Raw genomic sequence first — 7,174 nt, 5'->3', positions numbered from 1 at the left:
GGGGGAGTGCCTCCCCCCGCGCCCCCCTCTGCGTATTTGGAGAAAGATGAAGAGGCGGGGGGGATGAAGGCGCTCTGGTACGGATACGTGACGGGGCCGATCCTCGGGGTGCTGTGGGCCTTCGTGGTGGCGACCGCGATCGCGGTGCTTCTGTCCTTCTCGACGGGGGAGGCGTTCCGGCCCGGGCTTTGGGGCTCGGTCGCGATGGGGGGGCTGGTGGGGCTGGCGGCGCCGCGGAACGGGGCGCGGTGGCTGCTCGTGCTGGGCGCGGCGGTGATCGGCACGGCGCTCAGCTATACCGGGTTCGGGCCGATCCACGTGGCGCAGAACGTCGGGGTCGGCGGGCATGTCGTGGCCGGGGCCGGCTTCGGCGTCGCGCTGGCCTGGCCTGTATCGGTGATGATGGCGGGCTGTCCGCGCGGCGCGCTCGACCGGCACGAGTGGGAAGGGGCTGTCATCCGGTTTCTCACCGGCTTCGGCTACATCTTCTTCACCGCTGCAGTGGCGATCCCGTTCTACGTCATGGTGATGACCTCGCTGAAGACGCAAGGGGAGCTGATCGCCAACCCGCTCGACTTCTCGATCGACTTTTCCCGGGGATGGGGCCTGTTCCGGAGCTATGAGGAACTCTTCAGCGACTTCAACTTCGGACGGTACATGTGGACCTCGTTCTACGTGTCGGTCCTGACGGTCCTCATCACGCTTCTGTTTTCGATCCCCGGCGCCTATGCGGTGGCACGGCTGCGGTTCCGGGGGCAAAGGGCGCTCTCCCGGTCGATCCTGCTCATCTACATGGTGCCGATGATCGTGCTGGCGCTGCCGATCTACATCGCCTTCTCGATGACGGGCCTCAGGAACTCGATCCTCGGGATCGTCATGATCTACCCGGTCACGACGATCCCCGTCGCGCTCTACATGCTGCAGGGGTATTTCCGGGGGTTGCCGGCGGAGATCGAGGAGGCGGGGCTGATGGACGGCCTGAACCGGCTGCAGGTGATCTGGAAGATCACGCTGCCCCTGTCATTGCCGGCGCTGGCGAGCGTGTCGCTCTACGTCTTCATGATCGCGTGGAACGAGTTCCTGCTCGCGTTCATGCTGCTCGACGATCCGTCGAAGTTCACGCTGACGCGGGGGATCGCCTCGCTCAATTCCTCGGAGATCCCGCGCCAGCACCTGATGGCGGGTGCGGTGATCGCGACGGTGCCGGTGATGGCGCTGTTCCTGGGGCTGGAGAAGTTCATGACCCGCGGGCTGACCGCGGGATCGGTGAAGGGATGAGGAGCGGTCATGGCATGCCATGAGGAAGGGCGCCGGCGGCGCGTTTCAAGCGACAGAAGGGGCGGCAACCCGGCCGCCACCGGTGATGCGGGATGGAAGAGAAGATGACGGATTTCGATGCCGCCGTACTGGACGCCGAGGCCGAGCGTATCCTGCGTCTGAACGACCGGGGCGGATATACCGTGCCGACGGAGGGGCTTTATCCCTACCAGTGGAACTGGGACTCGGCCTTCGCAGGGCTGGGCTTCGCGTCGTTCGACATCGGGCGGGCGTGGATCGAGCTCGAGACCCTGTTCTCGGGGCAATGGGAGAACGGGATGGTGCCGCATATCCTGTTCCACCGGACCGACCCGGGTTATTTCCCGGGGCCGGAGGTCTGGGGCACGGAAGGCGCGCTGGGCCGCGGCGACGCCCCGGTGCCGTCCTCGGGGATCAGTCAGCCGCCGGTTGCGGCCTCGCTCGCCTGGCGCATCTACCGTGCCGATCCCCATGCCGGTCGCGGCCGGCTCGTGGCCCTGTTTCCCAAGCTCATGGCCTACCATCGCTGGATCATGGCGTCGCGCGCGGAAAGCGGTGCGGTTGCGATCTCGCACCCATGGGAAGCGGGACGGGACAACGCCCCGGACTGGGACGAGGCGATGGCGGGGATCGAACCCGTCGGGGTGGAGCCCTACACGCGCCGCGATACGGGCCACGTGGACCCGCGGATGCGTCCGACGCAGGCGGATTACGACCGCTACATCTGGCTGGTGCAGTTCGCCCGCGACAGGCGCTGGGACGAGACGGCCATCGCGGCCGAAAGTCCGTTCCGCGTGGCCGACCCGACGCTGACGTTCACCGCGCTGCGCTCGGCCCGTGACCTGATGCAGGCGGCCCGCGAGATCGGAGAGGATCACGGCGAGATCGCCGAATGGGTCGCGCGGCTGGAGGAGGGTGCGGCGGGGCTCTGGAATCCGGCGATCGGGGCCTATGACGCCAAGAACCTGCGCACCGGGAACTTCGCGGGATCGCTTTCGAACGCGTCGTTCCTGTCGTGGTGGGGCGGGCTGTCGGACGACCGCCCGCGCGCGGCGCTGACCCGCATCCTCGACGCCTCGGAATATGCCTTGCCGAGCTACGACCCGGCGGGGCCGAGATTCGACGCGCTGCGGTACTGGCGCGGGCCGGTCTGGGCGGTGATGAACTTCATGGCCGCCAGCGGAATGGCCGAACAGGGGCTGGCGGCCGAGGCGCTCAGGATCCGCCGCGACACCGCGCGGCTGATCGCGGAGAACGGCTTTGCCGAGTATTTCAGCCCCGAGGACGGCACACCCGCCGGGGGGGCGACATTCACCTGGACGGCAGCGGTCTGGCTTGCCTGGGCCAGCCCGAGCCGGGGAGAGATGTAGATGGGTGCCATCGAGCTGAAATCGGTCGAGAAATGGTTCGGCGAGGTGCAGGTCATCAAGGGCGTGGACCTCGCCATCGGCGACGGGGAATTCGTGATCTTCGTCGGGCCTTCGGGCTGCGGGAAATCCACGCTTCTGCGGATGATCGCGGGGCTGGAGGAGACGTCGCGCGGCGAGATCCTGATCGACGGGCGGAACGCCACGGCCGAGCCGCCCTCCAAGCGCGGGCTGGCGATGGTGTTCCAGTCCTACGCACTTTACCCGCACATGTCGGTGGCCGAGAACATGGGCTTCTCGCTCAAGACCGCGGGGGCGCCGAAGCCGGAGATCGAGGCGAAGGTGTCCGAGGCCGCGCGGGTCCTTCGGTTGGAGCCCTACCTTGAACGGCGCCCCAAGGACCTTTCGGGCGGGCAGCGGCAGCGCGTCGCCATCGGTCGGTCGATCGTTCGGGACCCTACCGCGTTCCTCTTCGATGAGCCGCTTTCGAACCTCGACGCCGCCCTGCGCGTCGAGATGCGCTACGAGATCGCGAAGCTGCACCAGCACCTGTCCTCGACGATGATCTACGTCACCCACGACCAGGTGGAGGCGATGACCCTCGCCGACCGGATCGTGGTGCTGGATTTCGGGACCATCGCGCAGGTCGGTACCCCGCGGGAGCTCTACGAGAACCCCGCGAACCTCTTCGTCGCGGAGTTCATCGGCAGCCCGAAGATGAACATCCTGCCCTGCACGGTGAATGGCGGCGAGTACCAGCTGGCCGGCGGGCGCGGCGGGCCCGCACCGGGGGCGGAGGGCGCGGTGAAGCTCGGCATCCGCCCCGAGGCGATCGAGATTTGCGGCCAGGGGGAAGGCGATCTCGACGGGGTGGTCGATCTCGTCGAATACCTCGGTGCGGATGTCTTCCTGATCGTGGATTGCGGGCCGGTCGGCAAGGTGACGGTGCGCGTCGACGGAGAAAGCACCCTGAGGATGGGCGAGACCGTGGGACTGCGCTTTGCCGCCCGGCGCCTGCACTTCTTCGACGAGGGCGGCCGCGCTCTGATGTGAGCGCCCGGCACGTCTTGCATTCGTATGCAAATCCCGCTAGCGCTTTGCCGAGGGCCCGGCGTCGCCGGGTCGTGGCGGAAGTGGGAGGACGGCCATGGCGGAGTATCTCAAGCGCGGGAAACCGGCGGAGGCGCGAGCGGAAGACGACGCGAAGGTGCGCGCCACGGTCGAAGGGATCCTCGCCGACATAGAGGCCCGCGGCGATGCGGCCGTCCGGGATCTTTCCGCGAAGTTCGACGGCTACACGCCCGAGGCGTTCCGCCTGACGGACAGCGAGATCGAGGCCGCGATGAGCAAGGTCTCGGACCGCGAGATGGCCGACATCCGCTTTGCCCAGGACCAGATCCGTCGCTTTGCCGAGGTGCAGAAATCCTCCATGCGCGACGTGGAGGTGGAGACGCTTCCGGGCGTGATCCTCGGACACCGGAACATCCCCGTGAATTCGGTGGGTTGCTACGTTCCCGGCGGCAAGTTCCCGATGGTCGCCTCGGCGCACATGTCGGTCATCACGGCGAAGGTCGCGGGCGTGAGCCGCATCGTCGCCTCCGCCCCGCCCGTGGGCGGCAAGCCCCATCCCGCCATCGTCGCGGCGATGAAGGAGGGCGGCGCGGACGAGATCCTCGTGCTCGGCGGTGTGCAGGCGGTGGGCGCCATGGCGCTCGGGACCGAAACGATCGCCCCCGTCGACATGCTGGTCGGCCCCGGCAACGCCTTCGTGGCCGAGGCCAAGCGGCAACTCTTCGGCCGGGTGGGGATCGACCTTTTCGCCGGCCCGACCGAGACCATGGTCATCGCCGACGATACGGTCGACGCCGAGCTGGTGGCGACCGATCTGCTGGGCCAGGCGGAACATGGCTACAACTCGCCCGCCTGCCTGATCACCAATTCCCGCAAGCTCGCCGAAGCGACGCTGGCCGAGATCGACCGGTTGCTGGGCATCCTGCCCACCGCCGAGACCGCGTCGGTTTCCTGGCGCGACTACGGCGACGTCATCCTCTGCGCGGACCACGACGAGATGCTGCGCGTCTCCGAGGAGATGGCCTACGAGCATGTTCAGGTGATGACGGACCGGGACGACTGGTTCCTCGAGAACATGACGAATTACGGCGCGCTTTTCCTCGGGCCGCGTACGAACGTGGCGAACGGCGACAAGGTGATCGGCACCAACCACACGCTTCCGACGCGGCGCGCGGGCCGGTATACCGGCGGGCTTTGGGTTGGCAAGTTCCTGAAAACGCACTCCTATCAGCGTGTCCTGACCGATGAGGCGGCGACGCTCGTGGGGGAGTACGGATCGCGGCTCTGCATGCTGGAGGGGTTCGTCGGGCACGCCGAGCAGTGCAACATCCGCGTCCGGCGATATGGTGGGGTCAACGTGCCCTATGGCGAGGGTGCGCCCTACCGGCAGGCCGCCGAGTAGCCTTCGCGGGTGGAACGGGGGCTCTGCCCCCGGGCGCGCGGGGCGCGCCACCCCCGGAGTTTTCCGCCAGGATGAAGGTGCGGACAGAGAGCTGAGGGAGTCCCGAGATGAACCTGCCGAGAACGCCGTCCTTCCGTCTCGACGGCCGCCGCGCGCTGGTGACGGGCGGCTCGCGCGGCATCGGCCTTGGCTGTGCCGTCGCGCTCGCGGAGGCCGGCGCGCTGGTGATCGTCGCCGCGCGCGGCGAGGCGGAGCTACGCGCGAGCGTCGGCGAGATCACGGCCGCTGGCATGGCTGCCGAGGCGCTGGTTCTCGATGTCACCGATCATGCCGCGGTGGCGCGGGCGCTCGATGCGGTCGGACCGCTGGACATCCTGGTGAACTCGGCCGGCATCGCGCGGCATTCACCGGCGCTGGATACGCGGGAGGCCGACTTCGACGCGGTCATGGCCGTGAACGTGAAGGCCGCGTACTTCCTCGCGCAGGAGGTCGCGCGGCGGATGACGGGGCCGGGCGCGATCATCCAGGTCTCCAGCCAGATGGGTCACGTGGGCGGGATCGACCGGGCCGTCTATTGCGCCACGAAACACGCCGTCGAGGGCATGACGAAGGCCATGGCGATCGAGTGGGGGCCGCGCGGCATCCGCGTCAACACGATCTGCCCGACCTTCATCCGCACGCCGCTGACCGAGGCGACGTTCAGCGATCCCGAAAAACGCGCCTGGATCGAGAGCAAGATCAAGCTCGGCCGCGTCGGCCGGGTCGAGGACATCATGGGGGCGGTGGTCTACCTCGCCTCGGACGCCTCGGCGCTGGTGACCGGGACATCGCTTCTGGTCGATGGCGGATGGACTGCGGGCTGAGGCCGTGTCGGAACGGAAAGTGACGGCAACCGACGTGGCGCGCCTGGCGGGCGTGAGCCAGAGTGCCGTGAGCCGTGTCTTCACCCCCGGTGCCAGCGTTTCGCCCGCGATGGCCGAGCGGGTTCGGGCGGTGGCGGAGGAACTGGGCTATCGGCCGAACGCCCTGGCACGTTCGCTCATCACGGGGCGGACGCGGATCGTGGGCCTTGTCGTCGGCTACCTGGAAAATCCCTTTTATCCCGAGGTGTTGGAGGCGCTGTCCTCGGCGCTCGAGGCAAGGGGCTACCACATCCTCGTCTTTCACGCCGCCAATGGCGAGGGGGTCGCGGACGTGGAGCGCGTGGTGGGCGAGATCATGGATTACCAGGTGGACGGCCTGGTGACGGCTTCGGTGCATCTCTCGGACGGCATCGTGGCGCGGTGCCGGGCGGCGGGGTTGCCGGTGGTGCTGTTCAACCGCGGGCTGCCGGGGTCCGGTCTGTCGAGCGTGACATCGGCCAATCGCGCGGGCGGCGCCGCCGTGGCGCAGTTTCTCGTGGCAAGCGGTCACAGGCGCATCGCCCATATCTCAGGGTTGCAGACGGCGTCGACCGGGCTCGACCGCTGGGAAGGGTTCCGCGCGGCGCTGAACGCCGCGGGGCTGGCGGTGCACGCATTGGAGGAGGGCGGCTTCGACCGGGAACGCGCAGGCATGGCGGCGCGGGCGCTGATGACGGGCCCTGTGCCACCCGACGCGATCTTCGTCGCGAACGATCACATGGCGCTGGGCGTTCTGGACGAGTTGCGCCACGGAATGGGCATCGACGTGCCGGGCGAGGTTTCCATCGTCGGTTATGACGACGTTCCGGCGGCGGCCTGGAAGGCCTATGACCTGACCACGGTGCGCCAGCCGGTGGACCGCATGGTGGCCGCTGCGGTGGATCTGATCGTCTCGGAAATCGAAGGCGGCGCAGCCCCGGGACGTGTCATCGAAGTGGCGGCGAGGCTGGTTCTGCGCGGCTCGGCGCGAGTTCCGGGAGATATTGAAAAATGAATAGAGATTTGGGGATAAGTCGGCGAAAATCCCGAATCAACATGTAAGAATATTTTAAAACCACAATCCCTGCAGCGCCGCTCGCCATCTGTTTAAGGCGTGCTGGCTGATGGTCGGACCGTGAAACGGCACCGCTGCACAT

6 protein-coding genes are annotated in these 7,174 nt (G+C 67.8%); all 6 read left to right on the top strand.

The annotated features are described in order from the left end of the window. Positions 1 to 63 precede the first annotated feature (63 nt). The 6 genes from N8I71_RS17590 (at position 64) to N8I71_RS17565 (ending at position 7,032) form a co-directional block, all read left to right on the top strand. Positions 64 to 1,278 (top strand): carbohydrate ABC transporter permease, encoded by a 1,215-nt coding sequence (locus N8I71_RS17590; protein WP_262879332.1) that lies wholly within the window; start codon positions 64 to 66, stop codon positions 1,276 to 1,278. Positions 1,279 to 1,382: 104 nt separating this feature from the next. Continuing rightward, entirely contained in the window at positions 1,383 to 2,666 is a 1,284-nt protein-coding gene (locus N8I71_RS17585) for an MGH1-like glycoside hydrolase domain-containing protein (protein ID WP_262879331.1), read from the top strand. Next, positions 2,667 to 3,716, top strand: a complete 1,050-nt coding sequence (locus N8I71_RS17580) for an ABC transporter ATP-binding protein (protein WP_262879330.1) — start codon at positions 2,667 to 2,669, stop codon at positions 3,714 to 3,716. Positions 3,717 to 3,810: 94 nt separating this feature from the next. Beyond that, complete coding sequence (gene hisD / locus N8I71_RS17575) at positions 3,811 to 5,136, top strand: histidinol dehydrogenase (RefSeq protein WP_262879329.1); 1,326 nt, start codon at positions 3,811 to 3,813, stop codon at positions 5,134 to 5,136. A gap of 107 nt (positions 5,137 to 5,243) precedes the next feature. Next, positions 5,244 to 5,999 (top strand): SDR family NAD(P)-dependent oxidoreductase, encoded by a 756-nt coding sequence (locus N8I71_RS17570; protein WP_262879328.1) that lies wholly within the window; start codon positions 5,244 to 5,246, stop codon positions 5,997 to 5,999. A 19-nt stretch (positions 6,000 to 6,018) separates the two neighbouring features. Beyond that, on the top strand, positions 6,019 to 7,032 hold the full coding sequence (locus N8I71_RS17565) for a LacI family DNA-binding transcriptional regulator (RefSeq protein ID WP_316249263.1): 1,014 nt from the start codon (positions 6,019 to 6,021) through the stop codon (positions 7,030 to 7,032). Positions 7,033 to 7,174: the final 142 nt, after the last annotated feature.

This window comes from Roseicyclus sediminis, assembly GCF_025515305.1.
In the GTDB taxonomy this organism is placed as follows: Bacteria; Pseudomonadota; Alphaproteobacteria; order Rhodobacterales; family Rhodobacteraceae; genus Roseibacterium; species Roseibacterium sediminis.
Note: the sequence above shows the minus strand (reverse complement) of the source record. Positions and strands in the feature narration are given on the sequence as shown.

Excerpts from the sequence above, each read along its gene's own strand:
- N8I71_RS17585 (WP_262879331.1), top strand. The coding sequence starts at position 1,383 with ATGACGGATTTCGATGCCGCCGTACTGGACGCCGAGGCCGAGCGTATC.
- N8I71_RS17580 (WP_262879330.1), top strand. The coding sequence starts at position 2,667 with ATGGGTGCCATCGAGCTGAAATCGGTCGAGAAATGGTTCGGCGAGGTG.
- hisD (WP_262879329.1), top strand. The coding sequence starts at position 3,811 with ATGGCGGAGTATCTCAAGCGCGGGAAACCGGCGGAGGCGCGAGCGGAA.
- N8I71_RS17590 (WP_262879332.1), top strand. The coding sequence starts at position 64 with ATGAAGGCGCTCTGGTACGGATACGTGACGGGGCCGATCCTCGGGGTG.
- N8I71_RS17570 (WP_262879328.1), top strand. The coding sequence starts at position 5,244 with ATGAACCTGCCGAGAACGCCGTCCTTCCGTCTCGACGGCCGCCGCGCG.